Genomic DNA, 25,272 nt, shown 5'->3' with positions numbered 1-25,272 from the left:
TCTACTTAGGAGCAATTTTTTATTCCAATATACTTTATTTTTATCTAGTTACTTTATCGCCATTCTCTCCTTATTTTTTTCCAAAATCGCAGTACCAATACCTTTTACTTCCATTAGTTGTTCTACTGATAAAAATGGACCATGTTGTTCACGGTATTCTACAATCGCTTGTGCCTTTTTCGTGCCAATACCGATTAATCCTTGTTGTAACTGCTCTACTGTTGCTGTATTAAGATTAATTTTATCACTTTGGACTACTGATACTTGAGGCTGGCTAACTTCAGTTTGCTTAGCAGCTTCTGTTGCTGCCGTTGACAGTGGACTAAATAAAATCGATAAACAACCTGTCAATAAAAGGAGAAAGGATTTCAATTTCATAATTTACCTCTTTTAATGAATAACCATAGAATTGTCATTGGGTAATGACATCATCATTGTTACAAATGAGGTAAGATTTATTACTTCTTGTCAGCAAATTTGCGAGAAGGATCGTAAAAATAAAATTTAAGATAAAGTAGAGTTATTCACCTAATAGAAAATATTAGGTGAATAAACAATTTATCGATTATTTTTTACACTGGTTTTTCAAGAATTGAACGGCAAGATCTGGGAAATCGGTGAATAATCCCGTTGCACCCGCTTTGTTATATAAAGCATCGTACATTTCATTGATGTCTTTCATATATTTAGGCAATGCATCTTTCCGTGCAGTATATGGGTGTAACTCCAAGTTTTGTGCAGCAATTTCTTTTACCATTGGTGTATATTGAATGTTGCCTACGGTTGAGTTCTTATCATCAACTAACATATACCAACCTGGTCCAATACCATCAGCATATTTGGCAATCTCAGCAATCGCTCCCGGTTTAAACATCCAATCATAATCATAGTTTACCCATTTACCTTGTGCATTTTTCTCTTCGGTTTCATGCCAGTCGGTGTAAGCAACCAGTTGCACCAATTTCAAGTCAACACCTAATTTAGGTTGCAACTCGGTTTTGATGCGTTTTAACTCGTTAAAATCAAAGGTTTGCAGATAAACTGGTGATTGCTTGTTGGTATAACCATATTTTTTCAATACTTTTAATGTCGCTAAAGCAATATCTTTGCCTTCTTGGTGATGTAACCAAGGTGCTTTAATTTCTGGATAGATACCAATTTTTTTGCCAGTGGATTTTTCTAAACCTTGAATAAACTCAATTTCTTCCTCAAAAGTATGAATTTTAAAATTAGATTTCCACATTGGGAAACGGTTTGGATAGACTTGGACTTGTTTACCATTTTCTACCTTAAAATTCTCCGTCATATTGAGCGTTCTAATTTCCGCTAAGGTGAAATCCATCACATAATATTTCCCATCTTTGCGATGACGATGAGGGAATTTTTTTGCCACATCAGTTAAGCCATCTAAGAAGTGATCGTGAATCACCACCAGATGATTATCTTTTGTCATCACTAAATCTTGTTCTAAATAGTCCGCTTGTTGTCCAAATGCCAACGCTTTAGATTCTAGGGTGTGTTCTGGGATATAACCGCTTGCACCTCGATGGGCAATAACTAACTTATCACTGCAAGATAAGGGTTGTGCGGATTGTGTGGCACATCCTGCTAATGCACCAACGCCCATTAATGTCGCAACCAAATGTTTCAATTTCATCATTATTCTCCTTATGGATATAAAAAAGGCGATAATCTTATTATCGCCTATTAAAAATTAGTTACCGTAACGATCTTCTCTTGCGATTTTCGCTTTGTGTTTGCCTTCTTCAACCATTGTAATAAGCATTAATACACAAGCTAACACCGCACCACCAATCATCACGTAGAAACCGCCGTCCCAGCCATAGGTATCCGCAGCCCAACCGATAACTGCACTGGCAGCCACGGTACCACCTAGGTAGCCGAATAAACCAGTGAAACCTGCTGATGTACCAGCTGCTTTTTTCGGTGCAAGCTCAAGAGCATGTAATCCGATGAGCATTACAGGACCGTAGATTAAGAAACCGATAGTGGTCATCATAATGAAGTCCATTAATTGGTATGGATTTTGATACCAAGGTAAGCTCGCATATTGCGCTAATTCTTCTTCTGGTGTCGCTGGGTTAAGCCATAACATTACAACCGCAATGGTTACTAACACCATGAAAACGAAGCCAGTTAAACCACGTTTACCTTTAAAGAGTTTATCTGATACCCAACCACATAATAATGTCCCTGGGATAGCCGCAAACTCATAAATCGCATAGGCAGATGCAGTTGCTTTAATGTTGAAGTGTTTCACTTCACCAAGATACACTGGCGACCATTTCAACACGCCATAACGGATTAAGTACACAAATACGTTTGCAATCGCAATATACCACAAGAGGCGGTTTTTCAAGACATAAGTTACAAAAATATCTTTGGTGCTAAGATTATGTTCATAGGTTTTTTCATCATAATCTTCTGGATAGTCATTTTTGTATTTTTCAATCGGCGGTAGACCGCAAGATTGTGGGGTATCTTTCATGACGAAGAAAATCACCACAGAGGCAATCATTGCCGCAATACCAGGATAGTAAAGTGCTTCTTGCCAAACGTGTCCAAAGGTAACTTTAGTTACTTCAGGGTGATTTGCCGCATAAACGGTACTCGCTAATCCAACTAATAACGCTGGCACCATACCCCCTAAATTATGTGCGGTGTTCCAAATTGATACGATTGTGCCACGTTCTTTTTTCGACCACCAATGCACCATAGTGCGCCCACACGGTGGCCACCCCATACCTTGGAACCAACCATTAAGGAACAACATCACAAACATAATTAAAATGCCTGAGGTTGCCCAAGGAACCAATCCCATTAAGGTCATACATAAACCTGATAATGCTAAACCGAATGGTAAAAACATTTTCGGATTAGAGCGGTCAGAAATTGCCGCCATAAAGAATTTTGATAAACCATACGCCAAACCTGGGGCAATACCGATAACCCCTAATTCTGTTTTGGTGTACATACCAGCTTCGATTAAGCCTTTTTGTGCTAAATCGAAATTACTGCGTACAAAATAGTAAGCTGCATAGCCAAAGAAAATTCCCATAAACACTTGCCAACGTAAACGACGATACGTTGGATCAATCTGTGCGTCTGGAAGCATTGGCTTCTCAGCCGCAGGTTTGAAAATACCAAACATGATTATCCTCCAATTTTTTTATAATAAGTACTCAAAAGAATCCATACATAAAATAACATAAAACCATAAAGTTGTTATCGGAATGATTTATTATTTGTGAGCGTTATCACAAAGAAATTTTCTTTTTGTTTATTTTTCACATAAAAAGCATAATAAACGCTCAATTTTTAGAGCAAAATAAGCGTTTTTAATAAAATTTTTAGCGAAATTAATTAATAGAACTATAAAAAAACAGGCTAACTTTTTGTCGTTAGCCTATATGGATCATTATTTTAATGTATTTGCGAGTTGTAAGAGGTATTGTTTGAATGCTTCACCTAATTTTGGGTGGTGTAAACTATATTCAACAAATGCCTGCATATAGCCAATTTTATCGCCACAATCGAATGTTGTTCCTTTCATCGTAAAGGCTTCGACCGTTTCTTGTTTAATTAAGAGATCAATCGCATCTGTTAATTGAATTTCATCACCCACACCAATAGGGGTTCTCGCTAATAAATCCCAAATTGCTGCCGAAAAAACATAACGTCCCACTACCGCATAATTTGACGGTGCAATTTCTACACTTGGTTTTTCTATAATATTATGGATTACGGCATTCTCATTTACACTTAAATCTACCTCTGCACAATCTACAATCCCATAACTAGAAACATCTTCTTTAGCAACAGGCGCTACCATAATTTGGCTTGCTTTTGTTTCATTAAAACGTTTGATCATCGCTGCCAAATTATCTTTTTTCTGATCAGCGCTAAATTCAGCTAAGATGACATCAGGTAATACGACTGCAAATGGCTCATTACCAACTAATGCTCGCCCACATAACACCGCATGCCCTAACCCTTTCGCATACCCTTGGCGTACGTGCATAATAGTTACATCTTTCGGGCAAATTGAACGCACTTCATCTAATAATTGGCGTTTTACCCGTTTTTCTAACATAGTTTCCAGTTCAAACGAAGTGTCAAAATGGTTTTCAATCGCATTTTTTGACGAGTGTGTAACTAAGATAATTTCTTTAATTCCCGCCGCCACGCATTCATTCACAATGTATTGAATCAACGGTTTATCTGCAATAGTTAACATCTCTTTAGGAATGGCTTTCGTTGCTGGTAACATTCTTGTACCTAAACCTGCAACAGGGATAATTGCTTTCATGCTTTTTCCTTTTCTCTTTCTAAAAATCAGATAGAAATAACCGCACAAATGTGCGGTTACCTACTTTTTCCCATTTAAGGAAAATAATTATTGACGTAATAAAGCTAAAACTTCAGCCGTTTTTTCTTCCATTAATGCTTTATCGCCTCGCGTTTCTAAATTTAAACGAACCACTGGCTCAGTATTTGATGAGCGTAAATTGAAACGCCAATTTGGATATTCAATACTAATACCATCTAGATCACTTACACTAACTGCATCTGGAGCATACGTATTTTTTACCCGTTCTATTGCAACTTTTGCATCAGCCAATTTACTATTTATTTCGCCTGGTGATGGGAACGTCTCCACACTATTACCAACTAATTCACCTAATGTTTTTCCTGTTGTACAAAGTAATTCTGTTACTAACAACCACGGAATCATACCGCTATCACAGTAGAAGAAATCGCGGAAATAATGATGTGCACTCATTTCACCGCCATAAACAGCATCTACACTACGCATTTTTTCTTTAATGAAAGAGTGTCCTGACTTTGACATGACTGCTTCCCCGCCATTCTCAGCGACAATTTTTTCAGTATTCCAAATTAAACGTGGATCATAAATGACTTTCGCACCAGGCATCTTTTGTAAGAAAGCTTGTGATAACAATCCTACAATATAATAGCCTTCAATAAATTCGCCTTTTTCATCAAATAAGAAACAACGGTCAAAATCGCCGTCAAAAGCGATGCCCATATCTGCTTTATGTTGCAATACGGCATCAATCGTATCTTGACGATTTTCATGTAGTAATGGGTTAGGAATACCATGTGGGAACGTGCCATCTGGTTCATTGTGTACTTTGATGAATTCAACTGGTACTTGTTTTTGCTTAAAGACAGCCTCTATTTTATCAATGATTGGACCTGCAGCACCATTCCCAGAATTAATCACTAATTTAAGTGGTTTTAACTTACTTAAATCAATATAAGAAAGTAAATGCGCAACATAGTCATCTACGACTGAAAGTTGCTTATATTCGCCTCGTTTAGTTACTTCAGGAAAATTGTTCTCTTCCGCTAAACGTTGAATATCTTTTAAACCAGTATCACCACTGATTGGGCGAGAACCCTCACGCACTAATTTCAAGCCATTATAGTCCATTGGGTTATGACTTGCGGTAACTTCAATACCACCATCGGTTTTTAAAAATGAGGTTGCAAAATAGACTTCTTCTGTTCCAGTTTGCCCAAGGTCAATAACATCTACTCCTGAGTCTAGTAAACCATTTGCGACGGCACTTTTTAACTCTTTACTTGTCAGGCGAACATCTCCCCCAACCACAATACTTTTTGGTTTTAAATATTGCCCAAAAGCACGCCCAATTCGATAAGCTATATCGACATTTAGTTCATCACCTAATCTTCCACGGATATCATAGGCTTTAAAGCAGGTTATTTTTTCCATGTTTTACCTCATTTTTTGTTGTCAAAATTATTCTTTGTCTTGCGTTTTTACTTTCGCTTCTTTTACCTTGTGGTAAATTTCTTCACGGTAAATTGCAATATCCTTTGGCGCATCTACGCCAATTTTGACTTGATTCCCTCGTACTTCTAACACACTGATTGTAATCTCATCACCGATTAATAATTTCTCATCTATTTTCCGAGTCAGAATTAACATAATTCACTCCTTATCCTGTATCTATACTATCGAAATTTATCAATCTCTACTTTCAGATAGGTTCCGTTATTAACGAGGAATTTCATCACCTGTAAATAGGTGATGAAGTTTTTTATAGCTTATCCGCTAACCAGCTTTGCGCAAAGACTAACGCTTCGTTTAATTTCTCTGGCTCATTACCACCAGCCATTGCCATATCTGGACGACCACCACCTTTACCCCCAACAAATTGTGCTAATAAATTGACTAATTCACCAGCTTTGACTTTATTAGTTACATTTTGGGTAACGCCAACGATAAGATTGACCTTGTCATTTTGTGTTGTTCCAAAAACAATCACGGCAGAACCAAGTTTATTTTTTAAATCATCAACCATTAAACGTAATGATTTTGGATCAACATCATTTACTGCTTCTACTACTACTTTAACACCATTTAACTCTTGAGCTTGTTGCGCTAGATCAGAAACTGCTTGAACAGCTGATTTTTCTTTCAACTGTTGTAGTTCTTTTTCTAATTTCTTCGCTCTATCTTGTAACTGTTGGATTTTTTCTACAACAGATAAAACATCTGACTTCAAGAGTTCAGCACTTTGTGTTAAGAGAGCTTGTTGTGCTAATACGACATTAAAAGCTGCTTCCCCTGTTACGGCTTCAATACGACGAGTTCCTGCTGCAATCGCACTTTCTGAAACAATCTTGAAGAAACCAATATCTCCCGTGCGTTTTACATGAATTCCACCGCAAAGCTCTATTGAGAAATCGCCCATTGTAATAACACGAACTTCATCACCATATTTCTCACCAAAAAGCGCCATTGCCCCTTTTGCTTTCGCTGATTCAATATCCATTACTGCAACAGTAACAGAGTGGTTTGCGCGAATTTGTTCATTGACGACACGCTCAATTTCAGCAATTTGTTCTTTCGTAATTGCTTCTGGTTGTGAAAAGTCAAAGCGTAATAATTTATCCGATACCAAAGAACCTTTTTGTGCTACGTGTGTACCCAATACTTGACGTAAAGCCGCATGCAATAAGTGAGTCGCAGAATGGTTCAATGATGTTGCTTGACGACGATTAGCGTCCACAGCTGCATTTAATGTTTGTCCAACTCGAATTTGTCCTTTGATTAACTCACCAATATGCCCAAATACTTGACCATATTTTTGTGTATCCTTAACTTGGAATAATACGCCTGCATACTCTAACACACCGCTATCCCCAATTTGCCCACCTGATTCCGCATAGAAAGGGGTATTTTCAAGGATAATTACAGCGCTTTGTCCTGCATTCACTTCATCAACTTGTTTACCATCGATAAAAATTGCCGCTACTTTTGCTAAGCTTTCAACTTCACTATATCCCTCAAAGGTGGTTACACCATCAACACGGATAAGATTGTTATAATCCACCCCAAATTGGCTTGCTGCTTGCGCGCGTTCACGTTGTGCGTCCATTTCACGATTAAAGCCCTCTTCATCAATCGTAATATTACGTTCACGACACACATCTGCGGTTAAATCAAGTGGAAAACCATAGGTATCATAAAGTTTAAATGCCACTTCACCAGAAAGCACATTCCCCTGTAAAGCAGCTAATTCTGAATCTAACAACGCTAAACCACGTTCTAAAGTTCTTGCAAATTGTTCTTCTTCTAAACGTAATAATTTTTCAATATGCGCTTGTTTCGCTTTGATAATTTCACCAGCCTGCGCCATTACTTCAATTAAGGTTGGCACTAACTTATAGAAGAATGTTTCTTTTGCCCCCAATAAATGCCCATGGCGTACTGCACGGCGAATAATACGGCGCAATACATAACCTCGCCCCTCGTTAGAAGGATAAACACCATCTGCAATTAAATAGGCACACGAACGAATATGGTCAGAAATCACACGTAATGATTTGTTGGTTATATCTTTTTCCCCAGTAATTTCTGCCGCTTTCGCAATTAATACTTTGAAAATATCAATGTCATAGTTTGAATTGACGTGTTGTAAAACTGCACTAATTCTTTCTAAGCCCATTCCTGTATCCACAGATGGTTTTGGTAATTTTTCCATTGTGCCATCTGCCAAGCGGTTATACTGCATAAAGACCACATTCCAGATCTCGATATAACGGTCGCCATCTTCTTCTGGCGAACCTGGAGGACCACCCCAAATATGATCACCATGATCATAGAAAATCTCAGTACATGGACCACACGGACCTGTATCCCCCATTTGCCAGAAATTATCTGAGGCATAAGGTGCGCCTTTATTATCCCCAATACGAATAATGCGCTCTGCTGGCACACCGACTTCTTTATGCCAAATGTCATATGCTTCATCATCTGTTTCATAGACCGTTACCCATAATTTTTCTTTTGGTAACCCTAACCATTGTGATGAAGTTAAAAACTCCCACGCATAATGAATCGCATCTTTCTTAAAGTAATCTCCAAAACTAAAATTTCCTAACATTTCAAAGAAAGTATGATGACGCGCGGTATAACCTACATTTTCAAGGTCATTATGTTTACCCCCAGCACGCACACAACGTTGTGCGGTTGTTGCACGATGATAAGCGCGTTTATCCACACCTAAGAAAACATCTTTAAATTGGTTCATTCCCGCATTGGTAAACAACAATGTTGGATCATTTTCTGGTACTAAGGAGCTACTTTCTACAATCTGATGTCCTTTACTATGAAAAAAGTCTAAATAAGCTTGTCTAATTTCTGCCGTTGTTTTCATAAAAATCCTATTAGTTTCAAATAGTTTTAAAATAAGAATTTTCTTTATATGTACTACAAAATTTCACAACTTCTTGAAGAGAAAGGAGAGGAAAAACTTGTATTCTACTGATAAAATAAATGTCGCTTATTTTTGCATACTTTTCTATTTTATTGAATGTAGAATAGGCATTTTCAGATAAAATTCTTACTTAACACTAAATAAAAGCAAAACCTCACCAATAATAATCTTGTGAAAAAACACTCCATACAGCTTATATTAGCGCAATCTATGCCTGAATTTAGTGCGTTATCTCTCAAAAATGAGATCTTTTTCGCAAAAGTTATCACTTCCTATTTTGCCTCTTTGTTGAAACGAGGCGAACCCTGCCAGCGCTCTGCTTCTGGATATACTATTCCTAAAGAATCTAATATTTTGGTTGTTTGCTGACGGATCAATTCTTCTATCGATTGTGGTGGGTGATAAAATGCAGGAATTGGTGGAATAATATGCCCCCCTAATTTAGCCAGTTTGGTTAAATTTTCTAAATGAATCACACTTAATGGTGTTTCCCTTGGCACAATAATTAATTTCCGTTGTTCTTTTAATGTTACATCTGCAGCTCGCCCGATTAAACTATCATGAAAACCACAGGCAATTCCTGCTACTGTTTTCATACTGGCTGGCACAATAACCATCGCATCAATCAAATAAGAACCCGACGCAATCTTGGCTGCCATATCATGGTTGTTGTAATGATAGTCCATCAAATCATATAGCTCAGATAACTTCATTGTTGTTTCAATACGCAAATTCTCTCTTGCCCATTGACTAACTACACCATGAATTTCAATATCACTATTTAGTTTGCGCAATGTCTTTAATAAATCAACTGCATATACCACACCAGACGCACCTGAAATACCAACAATAATGCGTTTTACCATCTTTTTTCTCCACGTGAACTTTCACATAAATTAAAAACCCTATCATAACAAATAAATCTAAAACTCACCGTTGTTATCGCAATTTCTGACGTCTTCGTTTCTTATTTCAACAAATTTTAGATTTTTTCATCTTTTTTTAGTATCAACTATTGATTTAATTTAGTTTATAGAGTAATTAATTAATCCTTATCCAATAAACACAGCATTTATTTTAAAATTAACTAATGAGGGTATAAAAATGAAAAAAGTCGGTTTTATCGGTTGGCGTGGTATGGTCGGTTCAGTCTTAATGGATCGTATGCAACAAGAACAAGATTTCGTTAATATCACACCAACATTCTTTACTACATCTCAAGCTGGGCAACCAGCACCAACATTTGCGGGCAAAGATGCTGGCGTTTTACTCAATGCTTATGATATTGATGCGTTAAAACAACAAGAAATTATCGTAACTTGCCAAGGTGGTGATTATACCAATGAAGTGTATCCAAAATTACGGGCTAGTGGTTGGGACGGTTACTGGGTTGATGCAGCGTCTGCACTTCGTATGGAAAAAGATGCGATTATTGTGCTTGATCCTGTAAACCAACACGTTATTGATAAAGGATTAAAAGAGGGCATCAAAACCTATGTTGGTGGTAACTGTACGGTAAGCTTAATGTTAATGGCATTAGGTGGTTTATTTGAACGTGATTTAGTTGAGTGGGTATCGGTTGCAACCTATCAAGCAGCGAGTGGTGCTGGTGCAAAAAATATGCGTGAACTTCTCGTACAAATGGGACAACTGCACGGTGTTGTTGAAGCAGAATTAAAAGACCCTGCCTCATCTATTTTAGATATTGAACGTGCCGTAACTGCAAAAATGCGCGCTGACGATTTCCCAACGGATAACTTTGGGGCTGCATTAGGCGGTAGCTTAATTCCTTGGATTGATAAACTCCTCGAAAGCGGTCAAACCAAAGAAGAGTGGAAAGGATATGCAGAAACTAACAAAATTCTTGGTTTATCCGATAATCCTGTGCCGATTGATGGTTTATGTGTACGCATTGGCGCATTACGCTGCCACAGCCAAGCTTTCACTATTAAAATGAAGAAAGACTTACCATTAGCGGAAATCGAACAAATTCTTGCTTCACATAACGAATGGGTGAAAGTGATTCCAAATGACAAAGAAACGACTTTACGCGAATTAACACCAGCGAAAGTAACAGGTACATTAAGTGTTCCAGTCGGTCGTTTACGTAAACTGAATATGGGACCTGAGTATTTAGCCGCATTCACTGTTGGCGACCAACTACTTTGGGGTGCAGCAGAACCAATCCGCCGTATCTTAAAACAATTAGCGGCATAATTATTTTAAACACTCTAGCTCGCTCTTTTGGGCGAGCTTTTTTATTTATTACTTATGACTGAAAATAATATTGAAACTCACCCACTACAACCATTTTTACCAACCAACGCAATATTGCTCATGTTAGGTAGCTTTCCACCACCGAGACATCGTTGGAAAATGGATTTTTATTATCCAAATTTTCAAAATGATATGTGGCGGATTTATGGTTTAGTCTTTTTTGACGATAAAGATTATTTTTTAAACGCTGATAAAACAGCATTTAATCAAGCAAAAATCGAGCAATTCCTGCAACAAAAAGGCATTGCTGTCTTTGATAGTGGCTATAAAATTTTCCGCCAACAAGGCAATGCGTCTGATAAATTCTTACAAATTATTGAACCTGTTGATATTGTGAGTTTGTTAGGCAAAATCCCACAATGCCATACCATTATGACAGCTGGTGAGAAAGCAACGGAAACCTTACTTTCATTATTACCTACGCCAATAAAAACGCCTGCCACAGGAGAACATTGTGAATTTGAGCTAAATGGTCAACCCTATCGTTTATATCGTCTCCCCTCGTCCTCTCGTGCTTATCCATTAGCACTGAGTAAAAAAGCTGAGATTTATCGGCAATTTTTTATACAAATAGGGTTACTTTGAAAAAAGAATAGCAATTTATTGGCAAAGCCATATTTATTAGTTTTTTAGTGTGTTTTTCGCTCAAATTCAAATTTAGGTTTTCACCCTAAAGGGCGACTTCATTTTTTTACTCGTGTAAAAAAACGAAGCAAAAAAAGCACGCCCTAGTACCTTGCTATTTCCTCATTTCGTCAAGATTTTTCGAGCGGCAAAAAACTGATATTTTTCTTCGCACAGCTCAGAAAAATTAGACGTTTTTTGCCTAAAAATCTTTCCTGCATTCGGGCAAGGCACAAGGGAACCCATTGAGTATTTTATAAAGATCTTACTTAATTCTAGATTTATCAATGATGTCCTTTGAAAAAAGACTTTTTACATTACCCTTTCCGCCAAGTAGTGCCATTTGCCCCATCTTCAATCACAACGCCCATCTCATTTAGCTTGTTGCGTGCAGCATCTGCAGTAGCCCAATCTTTATTTGCCCGTGCTTGATTACGTTGTTGAATTAACGCTTCAATAACTGCCGTTTCGTCATCATCTAAACCAGCTTGTAAGAAAGTTTCTGGATCTTGGTATAGTAAGCCTAATACACCAGCTAATTCACGCATTCTCGCAGCAAAGGCGTTAGTTTGCGGATCATTTTCCGCTTTTAATTTATTTAATTCACGTGCCATATCAAATAAAACGGACAATGCACCTGGAGTATTAAAATCATCGTCCATTGCAGTTTTAAAAGCATCAATAAACGCTTCTCCACCCGCAGCCGTAGCATGTTCATCTGTACCACGCAAGGCAGTATATAAACGCTCTAATGCCGAATGTGCTAATTTGAGGTTTTCTTCACTATAATTCAGTTGGCTACGATAATGTGCCGTTAATAGAAAATAACGCACACTCTCTGCATCATAGTGTTGCAACACATCACGAATGGTAAAGAAATTGCCTAACGATTTCGACATTTTCTCTTTATCAACCATAATCATTCCTGAGTGTAGCCAGTAATTGACGTATTCTCCACCATGCGCACAGCAAGATTGGGCGATTTCATTTTCGTGATGTGGGAACATTAAATCAGAGCCGCCACCGTGAATATCAAAATGCTCACCTAATTGCTTACAATTCATTGCCGAACATTCAATATGCCAACCTGGACGTCCTGCTCCCCATGGTGATTCCCAACTTGGTTCATTCACTTTCGACATTTTCCACAAGACAAAATCCATTGGGCTTTTCTTAATTTCATTAATCTCAACCCTTGCTCCCGCCTGTAACTGGCTCAGATCTTGACGAGATAATTTGCCATAATCCACAAACGAATTGACATCAAACATCACATCACCATTCTCAGCAATATAGGCATGCCCGTTATTAATCAGTTTTTGTACTAATGCAATGATTTCAGTAATATGATGTGTCGCACGTGGTTCAAAATCAGGGCGTAGAATATTCAACGCATCAAAATCTTGATACATCTCTTGCACCATACGATCAACTAATTGTTCGCAGGTTTCGTGATTTTCCAACGCACGTTTAATAATTTTATCATCAACATCGGTAATATTACGCACATAGGTTAATTGATAACCTAAATAACGCAGATAACGTGCAATCACATCAAAACTCACAAAGGTTCTACCATGACCGATATGGCAAAGATCATAAACCGTTACACCACAAACATACATTCCGACTTGGTTTGGGTGAATTGGGGTAAAAATTTCTTTCTCTCGTTTTAATGTATTGAAAACCTTTAACATATTACTGACCTTTTACAAATAATGAACGTTTGCCGTTCGGTTTCTCAAAAATAGACCACTTTTGCTTTTTGTGGAATAATAACGCCGTTTTTACAACGCTATTTAAGGAAAGCACTAATGATAATACTACACACTAATTTTGGCGATATTAAAATCGCATTAAATTTTGAAAAAGCGCCAATTACAGCAGAAAATTTCCTAAATTACTGCAAAGAGGGATTTTATAACAATACTATTTTCCATCGTGTTATTGACGGCTTTATGATCCAAGGTGGCGGTATGGAAGTTGGTATGAAAGAAAAAGCAACAAAAGCACCGATTCGTAATGAAGCCAACAATCGCTTAAGCAATAAACGCGGTACAATTTCTATGGCACGCACTTCTGATCCACATTCTGCTTCGGCACAATTTTTTATTAATGTCGCAGACAATACTTTTTTAGATTATCGTGCAAAAGAAATGTTTGGTCGTGAAGTCGTACAAGAGTGGGGCTATGCAGTATTTGGTGAAGTGGTTGAAGGTATGGACGTCGTGGATAAAATCCGTGGTGTAAAAACGACTCGTAAAGGGTATCACGATGATGTTCCTGTCGATGATGTGATTATCCAATCCGTTACCGTCGAAGCGTAAGCCATCACTAACGATAATAAAAAAGAAACCCACTTTTATCATTCAAATCAACAGGATAAAAGTGGGTTTTTCATCACCATACGGAAAATTAAACGTTCTCAATCTGTCCAATTAATGAACGTAAACGTTCTTGCCAACGTTGTTGCTCTTCTTTTAATTGCGCATTTTCTGCATTAAGTTGAGATTTTTCTGCTTGAAGAGCTTGGTTTGCTTGTTCTGCATTTGCTTTTTGCTCTTTTAACTCTTCAATTTCAAGTTGCAGAAGTTGGATAGTTTCTACCGCTTGTTTAATTTTTGCTTCAAGTTGATCTAAGATTTCTAAAGACATTGTTATTCTTCCTCATTAGTTGTCCAATACATCAGGATATCTCCATTCTATCCTAGATAAGATTCCATTTCATCTAAATTACAAAATTCTTTAAGAAATTAGTTAAGCAATCGATTGCCAAATGCTAGAATTAACTGATTTTAGTCATTCCATTGGGGGAAGAAAATATTATGAAACGAGCATTAGCAATAGAGTTTTCTCGGGTTACCGAAGCAGCCGCCTTGGCAGGATTTTCTTGGTTAGGTCGAGGTGATAAAAATGCGGCAGATGCTGCGGCAGTCAAGGCAATGCGTACTATGCTAAATCAAATTGAAATGAATGGAGAAATTGTCATTGGCGAAGGTGAAATTGATGAGGCTCCTATGCTATATATTGGGGAAAAATTAGGTAAAGGCACTACCGAAGAACCTATTGCGATTGCCGTCGATCCTATCGAAGGTACTCGTATGGTTGCAATGGGACAAGCTAATGCGATTGCTGTTCTTGCCGCTGGTGGACCAGATACTTTTTTACGCGCACCTGATATGTATATGGAAAAACTTGTGGTGGGTCCTGAAGTCAAAGGCATGGTTGATCTCAATTTACCTCTTGAACAAAATCTTCGTCGTGTTGCCTCAAAAATGGGAAAATTATTATCACAACTCACTGTAATAACTTTAGATAAACCACGCCATAAAAACGTTATCTATAAAATGCAACAACTAGGGGTAAAAGTATTAGCAATTCCAGATGGTGATGTTGCAGCCGCACTACTTTGTTGTTTACCTGATACTGGGGTTGATATGATGTATTGTATTGGTGGTGCCCCAGAAGGTGTTGTTGCCGCAGCGGGGATTCGTGCCTTAGGTGGAGAACTGCAAGCCCGTTTACTTACGAGAGAAGTGGTAAAAGGTGATAATGAAGAAAATCGCAAATTTGCTGAAAGCGAACGCCAACGCTGCCAAGAGATGGGGGTAGAAATCAATCAAGTGTTAACGCTCGATCAACTAGTACGCGATGATAATCTTGTGTTCTCGGCAACAGGTATTACACATGGAGATTTATTGAAAGGCGTTCATCGTAAAGGTGATATTGCGACCACTGAAACCTTATTAATCCGTGGACGTTCTCGCACCATTCGTCGCATTCAATCCTTCCATTATTTAGATCGTAAAGATCCTGAGATCTATCGTTTAATTAACCAATAAAATAAACAGATAAAAAAATACCGAATCATCTGACTCGGTATTTTTCTTTTCAGCAAGAATAAATTTTCATTACTCTGCATCACTCATATTTAACATTTCAGCTAAATTCGCTACAGCTTCTTCAGCGCTTACTACAGGCTCATCTACGGCAGCCGCATGATTCATCGCAGCATGACGTTTTTTCGCTCTGCTTTGGTGATAAGCAAAACCTGTACCCGCTGGGATCAAGCGACCAACAATGACGTTTTCTTTCAAGCCACGTAATTCATCGCGTTTTCCAGCTACAGCTGCTTCAGTAAGCACACGAGTCGTTTCTTGGAATGACGCTGCTGAAATAAATGACTCTGTCGCCAATGATGCTTTGGTAATACCAAGTAATTCACGTTCAAACTCAACTAATGGTTTACCTTCTGCGGCACGTTTGCGATTTACTACTTTCACACGCGCCACTTCCACTTGTTCACCCTCAAGGAACTCTGAATCGTATGCATGAGTAATAATACATTTACGCAACATCTGACGTACAATCACTTCAATATGTTTATCGTTGATTTTTACCCCTTGTAAGCGGTAAACATCTTGTACTTCATTTACGATATACTCTGTTACTGCACGCACACCACGTAAGCGAAGAATATCATGCGGTGATTCTGGACCGTCAGAAATAATATCGCCACGTTGTACCATTTCACCCTCAAATACGTTAAGTTGACGCCATTTCGGGATCATCTCTTCGTATGCTTCACCTTCGCTTGGCGTAATCACCAGACGACGTTTACCTTTCGTTTCTTTACCGAATGATACAATACCAGAAATTTCAGCAAGAATTGCTGGCTCTTTTGGTTTACGTGCTTCAAATAGGTCTGCAACGCGTGGAAGACCACCAGTAATATCTTTAGTCCCCGCTGATTCTTGAGGAATACGTGCTAATGAATCCCCGATATTTACTTCTGCGTTATCATCTAATGTTACAATCGCTTTACCTGGTAAGAAATATTGCGCTGGCACTTCTGTACCTGGAATTAAAATATCGTTACCTTTTGCATCAACAAGTTTTAATGCTGGACGCAGATCTTTACCAGCAATAGCACGTTCACCAACATCTTGCACTACGATAGATGAAAGCCCTGTTAGCTCATCGGTTTGGCGAGTAACTGTTAATCCATCGATAATATCAACAAATTTGATAAAACCTGATACTTCAGAAACAACTGGCATAGTATGCGGATCCCAGTTCGCTACAGTTTCACCCGCATTGACTTCGCTACCGTCCGCTTTATTTAAGATCGCACCATAAGGTAATTTATAATGCTCTTTGGTACGACTGAAGCTATCGATTACGGTTAATTCTGTATTACGAGAAGTAATAACTGGTTTACCCTCTTGGTTTGTTACAAATTTTGCATTTGTTAAACGAATAGTACCTGAATTCTTAACTTGTACACTTGATTCTTTTGCTGCTGCTGATGCTGCACCCCCGATGTGGAATGTACGCATGGTTAACTGTGTACCTGGCTCACCGATAGATTGTGCGGCAATAACCCCGATTGCTTCACCTTGGTTAATTAAATGTCCGCGTGCAAGATCGCGTCCATAACATTTCGCACACACGCCAAAGTCAGTATCACAAGTTACCACTGAACGTACTTTCACACTATCTACAGAATGGTTATCAATCACTTCACACCATTTTTCATCTAATAGTGTATTACGTGGAATTAAGACCTCTTCTGTGCCTGGTGCAAATACATCTTCTGCCGTTACACGCCCTAAAACCAACTCTCTCAAGCTAACTTTTTCATCACCACCTTCGATAAGTGGGGTCATCACAATACCTTCGTGAGTACCACAATCATCTTCTACAACGACTAAGTCTTGTGCGACATCAACTAAACGACGAGTTAAGTAACCTGAGTTTGCAGTTTTTAATGCTGTATCCGCCAAACCTTTACGCGCCCCATGGGTTGAAATAAAGTATTGTAAAACGTTCAATCCCTCACGGAAGTTAGCGGTAATTGGGGTTTCAATAATTGAGCCATCTGGACGCGCCATCAAACCACGCATACCAGCAAGCTGACGAATCTGCGCCGCCGAACCACGCGCGCCTGAATCCGCCATCATAAAGATACTGTTAAATGAGCTTTGTTTTTCTAACTCACCATCTCTATTCACAACTTCTTCGACAGAAAGATTTTCCATCATCGCTTTCGCAACACGCTCATTCGCAGCAGCCCAAATATCGATAACTTTGTTATAGCGCTCACCAGCTGTTACTAAACCTGAGTTAAATTGTTCTTGGATTTCTGCAACCTCTTCTTCCGCAGAAGCAATAATTTCATATTTCTTCTCTGGAATAACCATATCATCAATACCCACTGATGAACCAGAACGTGCTGCGTAAGCAAATCCAGTGTACATAATTTGGTCAGCGAAAATAACGCTGTCTTTCATGCCTAAACGACGATAACTTTCGTTAATCAGTTTAGAAATTGCTTTTTTGCCTAATGTTTGGTTAAACAAAGCAAATGGCATACCTTTCGGCGCAATCATCCATAAAATTGCACGACCGATAGTGGTATCGGTTAAGGTTGTTTTTGCTTCAAATTCACCATTAACATTTTTCTCATATTCAGTAATACGTACTTTCACACGAGAATGTAATTCTGCTTGCCCTGTACGATATGCTTTTTCCGCTTCTCGAGGGTCTTGTAATAACATTCCTTCGCCTTTACCGTTCACTTTTTCACGAGTCATATAGTAAAGACCTAACACCACGTCTTGTGATGGAACAATAATCGGATCACCGTTGGCTGGTGAGAGAATGTTATTGGTTGACATCATTAATGCACGCGCTTCTAGCTGTGCTTCTAATGTCAATGGTACGTGAACCGCCATTTGGTCCCCATCGAAGTCCGCGTTAAATGCCGCACACACGAGTGGGTGTAATTGAATTGCTTTACCTTCAATCAAAATCGGCTCAAATGCTTGGATCCCTAGACGGTGCAAGGTTGGTGCACGGTTAAGGAGAATTGGGTGTTCGCGAATAACTTCTGCCAAAATATCCCATACGATCGCATCTTCACGTTCAACCATTTTCTTCGCTGCTTTAATGGTTGAAGCTAAACCACGACTTTCTAATTTGGCATAAATAAATGGACGGAATAACTCCAATGCCATTTTCTTCGGTAAACCACATTGATGTAGACGTAAGTAAGGTCCTACGGTAATTACTGAACGACCAGAATAGTCAACACGTTTACCTAATAAGTTTTGACGGAAACGACCTTGTTTACCTTTGATCATATCCGCTAAGGATTTTAATGGGCGTTTATTTGAACCCGTAATTGCACGACCACGACGACCATTATCCAATAACGCATCTACCGATTCTTGTAACATACGTTTTTCATTACGTACGATAATATCTGGTGCGATTAAATCTAAAAGACGTTTTAAACGGTTGTTACGGTTAATCACACGGCGATAAAGATCGTTAAGATCTGAGGTCGCAAAACGACCACCATCAAGTGGTACTAATGGACGTAAATCTGGTGGTAAAACTGGTAATACAGTCAATACCATCCATTCTGGTTTGTTACCAGATTGAATAAATGCCTCGAGTAATTTTAAGCGTTTCGTGATTTTTTTACGTTTTGTTTCTGAGTTAGTTTCTTGTAATTCTTCACGTAAAGTTTCACATTGATGCTCAAGATCCATATCACGAAGTAAAGCTTGAATTGCTTCTGCCCCCATCTTCGCTTCGAACTCATCACCCCAACGCTCTTCTGCTTCTAAGAACTGTTCTTCCGTCAATAATTGACCTTTTTCTAAATCCGTCATACCTGCTTCAATCACAATGTATGATTCGAAATAAAGAACACGTTCAATATCACGCAATGGCATATCTAATAATAAACCAATACGAGATGGTAACGATTTTAAGAACCAAATATGCGCAACAGGAGAGGCTAATTCAATATGCCCCATACGTTCACGACGAACCTTAGCTTGAGTAACTTCAACACCGCATTTTTCACAAATAACACCACGATGTTTTAAACGTTTATATTTACCGCATAAACATTCGTAATCTTTTACTGGTCCAAAAATTCTTGCGCAGAATAGACCATCACGCTCGGGTTTGAATGTACGATAATTGATCGTTTCTGGTTTTTTCACTTCACCATAAGACCACGAACGAATCATGTCTGGCGAAGCTAGACCAATTTTAATCACATCAAAATCTTCTCTTGATTTAGATTGTGTTTTTAAAAACTTAACTAAGTCTTTCACAGATTTGCTCCCATCGGAGTTAAACTTAATACAAGTGTAGGCTAACCTACACTTGCGCTAATCTTATTGGCTGAATTATTCAGCTTCCTCATCACCCAAATCAATGCTAATACCCAAAGAACGAATCTCTTTAAGCAATACATTAAATGACTCAGGCATACTTGGATCCATCTCATGCGTACCATCAACGATGTTTTTATACATCTTCGTACGACCATTGACGTCATCTGATTTCACCGTCAACATCTCTTGTAAGGTGTATGCTGCACCGTATGCTTCCAATGCCCATACTTCCATCTCACCGAAACGTTGACCACCAAATTGAGCTTTACCACCCAGAGGTTGTTGTGTAACAAGACTATAAGAACCAGTTGAACGGGCGTGCATCTTGTCATCTACTAAGTGGTTAAGTTTCAACATGTACATATAACCAACGGTTACTGGACGCTCAAATTTTTCCCCAGTACGTCCATCATAAAGGGTAATTTGTCCTGATGTTGGCAAGCCTGCTAATTCAAGCAAACCTTTGATTTCTTTTTCTTCTGCACCATCAAATACTGGTGTAGCAAGTGGTAAACCTTTACGCAAGTTTTGCGCTAAACGCATTACTTCTTCATCAGTAAAAGTACTAAGATCAACTTTCTGACAAGCATCTCCTAAGTCATACGCTTTTTGGATATATTCACGTAACTTAGCAACTTCTTGTTTTTCTTTAATCATACGATTAATTTGATCACCAATACCTTTCGCTGCAAAGCCTAGGTGCGTTTCAAGGATCTGACCAATGTTCATACGTGATGGTACCCCTAGTGGGTTTAACACGATATCCACTGGTTGACCATTTTCGTCGTAAGGCATATCTTCTACTGGATTGATCTTTGAGATAACCCCTTTGTTACCATGGCGCCCCGCCATTTTATCTCCCGGTTGAATCTGACGTTTCACCGCAAGATAAACTTTCACCACTTTTAATACACCTGGTGCAAGGTCATCGCCTTGAATGATCTTGTTACGTTTGATTTCTAACTTACGATCAAACTCTTTACGCAATTCATCTAACTGCTCAGAAAGCTGCTCTAATTGAGCTTGTTTTTCTTCATCAGCAAGAGATTGCTCAAGCCATTTCATACGATCTAATTTCGCAAGTTTTTCCTCACTAAAGCCGTTTGCTAACAAGAGAGAACGAACTCGAGTAAATAAGCCTGCTTCCAGAATATCTAATTCCGCAGTTAAATCTTTTTTCGCTTGTTTTAACTGCATTTCTTCGATTTCTAAGGCACGTTTGTCTTTCTCAACACCATCACGGGTAAAGACTTGAACGTCAATAACTGTACCTGAAACACTGTTTGGCACACGCAATGAAGAATCTTTTACGTCAGAAGCTTTTTCACCAAAGATCGCACGCAATAATTTTTCTTCTGGGGTTAATTGTGTTTCACCTTTTGGTGTTACTTTACCTACAAGGATATCGCCACCCTTAACTTCTGCACCAATATAAACAATACCTGACTCATCAAGCTTGCTTAATGCTGCTTCACCCACGTTTGGAATATCGGCTGTAATTTCTTCTGAACCTAACTTAGTATCACGGGCAATACAAGATAACTCTTGAATATGAATCGTGGTGAAACGATCTTCTTGTACCACTCGCTCTGAAACTAACATTGAGTCTTCAAAGTTATATCCATTCCATGGCATAAATGCCACACGCATATTTTGCCCTAACGCTAACTCACCTAAATCAGTTGATGGACCATCTGCTAATACTTCACCACGACCGATTGGCTCTCCTAAAGAAACACAAGGTACTTGGTTAATACAAGTATTTTGGTTAGAACGGGTATATTTGGTTAAATTGTAAATATCAATACCAGCTTCACCTGGAATAGTTTCATCTTCATTAACTTTCACTACGATACGTGAAGCATCAATATATTGAACATAACCACCACGTTTCGCAACAACCGTTACCCCTGAGTCAACCGCTACGGCTTTCTCAATACCTGTTCCTACTAATGGTTTATCGGCACGCAAGGTTGGTACGGCTTGACGTTGCATGTTCGCCCCCATCAATGCACGGTTCGCATCATCGTGCTCTAAGAATGGAATTAATGCCGCCGCAACAGAAACCACTTGCTGAGTAGAAATATCCATATAGTGAATATCTTCTGGACGATATAAACCAGATTCACCATGTTCACCACGTGCGGTAACGAAAGTATCTGTGAAACGGAAATTCTCATCTAAGTTTGAGTTCGCCTGAGCGATAACATAGTTACCTTCTTCAATCGCTGATAAATATTCGATTTCTTCAGTAACTTGACCGTTTACCACTTTACGATATGGTGTTTCTAAGAAACCATAATCATTAGTACGCGCATAAACAGAAAGTGAGTTAATCAAACCGATATTTGGACCTTCAGGTGTTTCGATTGGACACACTCGACCATAGTGCGTTGCATGAACGTCTCGTACCTCAAACCCTGCACGCTCACGCGTTAATCCACCTGGACCTAAAGCAGAAATACGACGTTTATGTGTTACTTCTGATAATGGGTTATTTTGATCCATAAATTGTGATAATTGTGATGAACCAAAAAACTCTTTTACCGCTGCCGAAATTGGTTTCGCATTAATAAGATCTTGTGGCGTTACTGAGTCAAGATCACCTAACGATAAACGTTCTTTTACTGCTCTTTCTACACGCACTAAGCCAATACGGAATTGGTTTTCTGCCATTTCACCCACTGAACGAATACGACGGTTACCTAAATGGTCAATATCATCAACTTCACCACGACCATTACGGATATCAATCAATTTCTTCATGACTAAGATGATATCTTCTTTACTAAGGATACCGTTACCTTCGCCCTCAGGAATATCTAATGAACGATTGAATTTCATGCGTCCAACAGCAGAGAGATCATAGCGATCTGCTGAGAAGAATAAATTATCAAATAAACTTTCTGCGGCTTCTTTTGTTGGTGGCTCACCAGGACGCATCATGCGATAAATTTCAACTAATGCACTAAGACGATCATTAGATGGATCTACTCTTAATGTTTCTGAAATATATGGTCCATGATCAAGATCATTCGTGAATAATGTTTCAATCGTTGTATAACCTGCTTGGCTTAAGTTTGCTAACATTTCCAAACTTAATTCCGCATTTGCAGGACAAATCACTTCACCAGTTTCTAAGTTTACATAATCTTTTGCGACAACTTTTCCTACAATATATTCTGCAGGAACAACAACTTGTGAAATATTATCTTTTTCTAATTGACGAATATGGCGAGCTGTAATACGGCGTCCACGCTCAACATAAACTTTACCATTAGCCTCAATATCGAAAGTTGCTGTTTCACCACGCAATCTTTCAGGAACTAATGTCATTAATAACTGATTATCTTTAATTTCAAATATAACTTTGTTAAAGAAAATATTTAAGATTTCTTCTGTGGTATAACCCAAAGCACGTAAAATAATGGTTGCTGGTAATTTACGGCGACGGTCAATACGAGCAAAAAGATTATCTTTAGGATCAAATTCAAAATCTAACCAAGAGCCACGATAAGGAATAATACGTGCATTGTATAAAATTTTACCTGAAGAATGCGTTTTACCCTTATCACTATCAAAGAATACGCCTGGACTACGGTGTAATTGAGAAACGATAACTCGTTCAGTTCCATTGATAACGAAAGTACCATTATCTGTCATTAATGGGATCTCACCCATATATACATCTTGTTCTTTTATATCTTTAACTGTGCCTGGTGCAGCATCTTTATCATAGCTAACAAGACGGAGTTTAACACGTAATGGAGCTGCATAAGTGGTTCCTCTGATTTGACATTCTCTTACATCGAATACAGGCTCACCTAACTTATAATCCACATATTGCAACTCAGTATTACCATTATTGCTTACAATAGGAAATACTGAACGGAATGCAGCTTCTAAACCTTGCTGACCTTCAGGATCTTTCTGGATAAACTTCTCAAAAGAGTCTAATTGAATAGTTAATAAATAAGGAATATTTAAAACTTGCGGACGTTTGCCGAAGTCTTTACGAATACGTTTTTTTTCGGTATAGGAGTAAACCATAGGTTCCTCTGCTTGCTGTTCAGACCCACAATCCACACACTCTCGCTGTATTATACAAGGTGGCAGTGTAAAATTGATACCGTTAGAATTGTTTTATTAATTAAAACAATAATTTAAATTTAGTCATAAGCTGACTTCATTTGTAAAAAACTGTGAGTGTTAAACGGTAATTTCTCTCAGTTTCTGAAAGGCACAAAATGGCTGATGACAAAATCACCAGCCATTCTCGCTAAAAATTAAATAATATCAATTATTTAATTTCAACTTGCGCACCTGCTTCTTCTAACTCTTTCTTAAGTGCTTCAGCTTCTGCTTTAGCAACACCTTCTTTTAAGGTTGCAGGTGCTGACTCAACTAAGTCTTTAGCTTCTTTCAAGCCTAAACCAGTTGCACCACGAACTGCTTTGATTACTGCAACTTTATTTGCACCAGCTGCAGCTAAAACTACATCAAACTCAGTTTTTTCTTCAGCTGCTGCTGCATCACCACCAGCTGCTACCGCTACTGCAGCTGCTGCCGCAGAAACACCAAATTTTTCTTCCATTGCAGAAATAAGTTCTACAATTTCCATTACTGATTTTTCAGCAATTGCTTCAATGATTTGTTCGTTAGTTAATGACATAACAATCGTTTCCTAAAGTAAGTAAAATTTTTAAACCAATAAACTACTAATATTAAGCAGCTTCTTTTTGATCGCGAATCGCCGCAATAGTACGTACAAGTTTTCCAGCCGCAGCTTCTTTCATTGTACCCATTAAACGTGCAATTGCTTCTTCGTATGTTGGTAGAGTTGCTAAACGATCGATAGCTTTTGCTTCGATGAACTCACCTTCAAAGGCTGCGCCTTTAATTTCGAACTTATCGTTTGTTTTAGCAAATTCTTTGAACAAACGTGCTGCAGCACCTGGATGTTCGTTAGAGAATGCGATAAGTGTCGGACCTTTAAACGTATCTTTCATGCATTCAAATGCGGTACCTTCAACGGCACGACGTAATAAAGTATTACGTACAACACGCATATACACGCCAGCTTCACGAGCTGATTTACGTAATTCAGTCATTTTGTCCACTGTTACACCACGAGAATCCGCAGCAACAGCAGATAACGCACCCTTGGCAACTTCGCTTACTTCAGCAACAACTGCTTGTTTATCTTGAAGATTTAATGCCATTGGCTTTTAGCTCCTGAAATACATTTATCTAGTTTCCTAGACATAAAAAACCCAATCTGACATACAGACGGGGACGAATTTCGGTGCCAGAAGCAGAAATATTCTTATCTGTACACCATCTACGCAGGATAATTAAGAAATTTCTTTCCCCTGCGG

Annotated in this window: 18 protein-coding genes; 4 read left to right on the top strand and 14 right to left on the bottom strand. The window is 38.5% G+C overall.

The window, feature by feature from the left end:
* Positions 1 to 48: 48 nt before the first annotated feature.
* From ACFFHK_RS09515 to ACFFHK_RS09480, 8 genes are all read right to left on the bottom strand, one after another.
* Entirely contained in the window at positions 49 to 378 is a 330-nt protein-coding gene (locus ACFFHK_RS09515; protein WP_382371845.1) for a ComEA family DNA-binding protein, read from the bottom strand.
* A 187-nt stretch (positions 379 to 565) separates the two neighbouring features.
* On the bottom strand, positions 566 to 1,657 hold the full coding sequence (glpQ, locus tag ACFFHK_RS09510; RefSeq protein ID WP_382371868.1) for a glycerophosphodiester phosphodiesterase: 1,092 nt from the start codon (positions 1,655 to 1,657) through the stop codon (positions 566 to 568).
* A 57-nt stretch (positions 1,658 to 1,714) separates the two neighbouring features.
* On the bottom strand, positions 1,715 to 3,172 hold the full coding sequence (glpT, locus tag ACFFHK_RS09505; protein ID WP_382371843.1) for a glycerol-3-phosphate transporter: 1,458 nt from the start codon (positions 3,170 to 3,172) through the stop codon (positions 1,715 to 1,717).
* A 267-nt stretch (positions 3,173 to 3,439) separates the two neighbouring features.
* Positions 3,440 to 4,330 (bottom strand): UTP--glucose-1-phosphate uridylyltransferase GalU, encoded by an 891-nt coding sequence (galU, locus tag ACFFHK_RS09500; RefSeq protein ID WP_382371841.1) that lies wholly within the window; start codon positions 4,328 to 4,330, stop codon positions 3,440 to 3,442.
* A gap of 87 nt (positions 4,331 to 4,417) precedes the next feature.
* A complete protein-coding gene (locus tag ACFFHK_RS09495; protein WP_382371839.1) occupies positions 4,418 to 5,782 on the bottom strand; it encodes a phosphohexomutase domain-containing protein in 1,365 nt (454 codons plus the stop codon).
* A gap of 27 nt (positions 5,783 to 5,809) precedes the next feature.
* Entirely contained in the window at positions 5,810 to 5,998 is a 189-nt protein-coding gene (gene csrA / locus ACFFHK_RS09490) for a carbon storage regulator CsrA (protein ID WP_382371837.1), read from the bottom strand.
* Between the two features lie 112 nt (positions 5,999 to 6,110).
* Entirely contained in the window at positions 6,111 to 8,735 is a 2,625-nt protein-coding gene (alaS, locus tag ACFFHK_RS09485) for an alanine--tRNA ligase (protein ID WP_382371835.1), read from the bottom strand.
* Positions 8,736 to 9,067: 332 nt separating this feature from the next.
* On the bottom strand, positions 9,068 to 9,661 hold the full coding sequence (locus tag ACFFHK_RS09480; protein WP_382371833.1) for a UbiX family flavin prenyltransferase: 594 nt from the start codon (positions 9,659 to 9,661) through the stop codon (positions 9,068 to 9,070).
* Positions 9,662 to 9,899: 238 nt separating this feature from the next.
* Here ACFFHK_RS09480 and asd point away from each other — a divergent pair, with 238 nt between their 5' ends.
* Together asd and ACFFHK_RS09470 are read left to right on the top strand one after the other, a co-directional pair.
* Positions 9,900 to 11,012, top strand: coding sequence for an aspartate-semialdehyde dehydrogenase (gene asd / locus ACFFHK_RS09475; RefSeq protein ID WP_382371831.1), 1,113 nt, complete (start codon positions 9,900 to 9,902; stop codon positions 11,010 to 11,012).
* A 54-nt stretch (positions 11,013 to 11,066) separates the two neighbouring features.
* Complete coding sequence (locus ACFFHK_RS09470) at positions 11,067 to 11,657, top strand: uracil-DNA glycosylase family protein (RefSeq protein ID WP_382371829.1); 591 nt, start codon at positions 11,067 to 11,069, stop codon at positions 11,655 to 11,657.
* Positions 11,658 to 12,013: 356 nt separating this feature from the next.
* Here the strand turns inward: ACFFHK_RS09470 and cysS are convergent, their stop codons facing one another.
* The gene (gene cysS, locus ACFFHK_RS09465; protein WP_382371827.1) at positions 12,014 to 13,393 is read right to left on the bottom strand and encodes a cysteine--tRNA ligase; all 1,380 of its coding nucleotides are present in this window, start codon (positions 13,391 to 13,393) and stop codon (positions 12,014 to 12,016) included.
* 117 nt (positions 13,394 to 13,510) lie between these two features.
* On the opposite strand from cysS, the gene ACFFHK_RS09460 reads away from it, so the two are divergent.
* Positions 13,511 to 14,023, top strand: a complete 513-nt coding sequence (locus ACFFHK_RS09460; RefSeq protein WP_382371825.1) for a peptidylprolyl isomerase — start codon at positions 13,511 to 13,513, stop codon at positions 14,021 to 14,023.
* An 88-nt stretch (positions 14,024 to 14,111) separates the two neighbouring features.
* Here the strand turns inward: ACFFHK_RS09460 and zapB are convergent, their stop codons facing one another.
* Positions 14,112 to 14,351: a cell division protein ZapB gene (gene zapB, locus ACFFHK_RS09455; RefSeq protein ID WP_065235139.1), complete on the bottom strand. Its 240-nt coding sequence runs from the start codon at positions 14,349 to 14,351 to the stop codon at positions 14,112 to 14,114.
* Positions 14,352 to 14,521: 170 nt separating this feature from the next.
* Between zapB and glpX the strand changes: the two genes are divergently transcribed.
* On the top strand, positions 14,522 to 15,538 hold the full coding sequence (gene glpX / locus ACFFHK_RS09450; RefSeq protein ID WP_382371823.1) for a class II fructose-bisphosphatase: 1,017 nt from the start codon (positions 14,522 to 14,524) through the stop codon (positions 15,536 to 15,538).
* Between the two features lie 69 nt (positions 15,539 to 15,607).
* Here the strand turns inward: glpX and rpoC are convergent, their stop codons facing one another.
* The 4 genes from rpoC to rplJ all read right to left on the bottom strand — a co-directional run bounded on the left by rpoC (position 15,608) and on the right by rplJ (position 25,116).
* Positions 15,608 to 19,831 carry a DNA-directed RNA polymerase subunit beta' gene (rpoC, locus tag ACFFHK_RS09445; protein WP_382371821.1) on the bottom strand — a complete coding sequence of 1,408 codons (4,224 nt, stop codon included), beginning with the start codon at positions 19,829 to 19,831 and terminating at the stop codon, positions 15,608 to 15,610.
* Positions 19,832 to 19,906: 75 nt separating this feature from the next.
* On the bottom strand, positions 19,907 to 23,944 hold the full coding sequence (gene rpoB, locus ACFFHK_RS09440; protein ID WP_382371866.1) for a DNA-directed RNA polymerase subunit beta: 4,038 nt from the start codon (positions 23,942 to 23,944) through the stop codon (positions 19,907 to 19,909).
* A 250-nt stretch (positions 23,945 to 24,194) separates the two neighbouring features.
* A complete protein-coding gene (gene rplL, locus ACFFHK_RS09435; protein ID WP_382371819.1) occupies positions 24,195 to 24,566 on the bottom strand; it encodes a 50S ribosomal protein L7/L12 in 372 nt (123 codons plus the stop codon).
* A 52-nt stretch (positions 24,567 to 24,618) separates the two neighbouring features.
* Complete coding sequence (gene rplJ / locus ACFFHK_RS09430; protein ID WP_382371817.1) at positions 24,619 to 25,116, bottom strand: 50S ribosomal protein L10; 498 nt, start codon at positions 25,114 to 25,116, stop codon at positions 24,619 to 24,621.
* Positions 25,117 to 25,272 lie beyond the last annotated feature (156 nt).

Source organism: Gallibacterium trehalosifermentans (genome assembly GCF_042433055.1).
Lineage (GTDB): Bacteria > Pseudomonadota > Gammaproteobacteria > Enterobacterales > Pasteurellaceae > Gallibacterium > Gallibacterium trehalosifermentans.
Note: the sequence above shows the minus strand (reverse complement) of the source record. Positions and strands in the feature narration are given on the sequence as shown.

Coding starts and splice junctions, on each gene's coding strand:
- ACFFHK_RS09515 (WP_382371845.1), bottom strand. CDS start 378: ATGAAATTGAAATCCTTTCTCCTTTTATTGACAGGTTGTTTATCGATT.
- glpQ (WP_382371868.1), bottom strand. CDS start 1,657: ATGAAATTGAAACATTTGGTTGCGACATTAATGGGCGTTGGTGCATTA.
- glpT (WP_382371843.1), bottom strand. CDS start 3,172: ATGTTTGGTATTTTCAAACCTGCGGCTGAGAAGCCAATGCTTCCAGAC.
- galU (WP_382371841.1), bottom strand. CDS start 4,330: ATGAAAGCAATTATCCCTGTTGCAGGTTTAGGTACAAGAATGTTACCA.
- ACFFHK_RS09495 (WP_382371839.1), bottom strand. CDS start 5,782: ATGGAAAAAATAACCTGCTTTAAAGCCTATGATATCCGTGGAAGATTA.
- csrA (WP_382371837.1), bottom strand. CDS start 5,998: ATGTTAATTCTGACTCGGAAAATAGATGAGAAATTATTAATCGGTGAT.
- alaS (WP_382371835.1), bottom strand. CDS start 8,735: ATGAAAACAACGGCAGAAATTAGACAAGCTTATTTAGACTTTTTTCAT.
- ACFFHK_RS09480 (WP_382371833.1), bottom strand. CDS start 9,661: ATGGTAAAACGCATTATTGTTGGTATTTCAGGTGCGTCTGGTGTGGTA.
- asd (WP_382371831.1), top strand. CDS start 9,900: ATGAAAAAAGTCGGTTTTATCGGTTGGCGTGGTATGGTCGGTTCAGTC.
- ACFFHK_RS09470 (WP_382371829.1), top strand. CDS start 11,067: ATGACTGAAAATAATATTGAAACTCACCCACTACAACCATTTTTACCA.
- cysS (WP_382371827.1), bottom strand. CDS start 13,393: ATGTTAAAGGTTTTCAATACATTAAAACGAGAGAAAGAAATTTTTACC.
- ACFFHK_RS09460 (WP_382371825.1), top strand. CDS start 13,511: ATGATAATACTACACACTAATTTTGGCGATATTAAAATCGCATTAAAT.
- zapB (WP_065235139.1), bottom strand. CDS start 14,351: ATGTCTTTAGAAATCTTAGATCAACTTGAAGCAAAAATTAAACAAGCG.
- glpX (WP_382371823.1), top strand. CDS start 14,522: ATGAAACGAGCATTAGCAATAGAGTTTTCTCGGGTTACCGAAGCAGCC.
- rpoB (WP_382371866.1), bottom strand. CDS start 23,944: ATGGTTTACTCCTATACCGAAAAAAAACGTATTCGTAAAGACTTCGGC.
- rplL (WP_382371819.1), bottom strand. CDS start 24,566: ATGTCATTAACTAACGAACAAATCATTGAAGCAATTGCTGAAAAATCA.
- rplJ (WP_382371817.1), bottom strand. CDS start 25,116: ATGGCATTAAATCTTCAAGATAAACAAGCAGTTGTTGCTGAAGTAAGC.